Below are 319 nucleotides of genomic sequence, written 5' to 3'. Positions count from 1 at the left end.
CACGACCCTGCAAATCTGCGCAGCGAAGTGCTAAACCGGATGGAAGGGTACTTCAAGAAGGCTGACGGCGGTACAATCATCATCAAGAACGTGCAGTTGCTGAACTTCGAGAAACAATCGGTGCTTCTGCACATACTTGAAAACGAGCATCCGAATGTGAGGGTTATATGCACCGCAGATCCCGAACTGCGCCGTATGGTGTCTGAAAAGACGTTCCGCCCAAATCTGTTCTACACACTACGACAGGTTGACGTAACAGTACCGCCATTACGGGAGGTGACCGAAGACATCGTGCCGTTGTCAGACTATTTCCTGACAC

At 50.8% G+C, this 319-nt stretch carries 1 protein-coding gene; it reads left to right on the top strand.

Going from position 1 to position 319, the window contains the following annotated elements:
* Positions 1-319, top strand: a 319-nt coding sequence (locus QGT73_RS17380; RefSeq protein WP_280123266.1) for a sigma 54-interacting transcriptional regulator, incomplete at both ends; no start/stop codon positions are given.

This window comes from Duncaniella muricolitica (assembly GCF_910574735.1).
In the GTDB taxonomy this organism is placed as follows: Bacteria; Bacteroidota; Bacteroidia; order Bacteroidales; family Muribaculaceae; genus Duncaniella; species Duncaniella muricolitica.
Note: the sequence above shows the minus strand (reverse complement) of the source record. Positions and strands in the feature narration are given on the sequence as shown.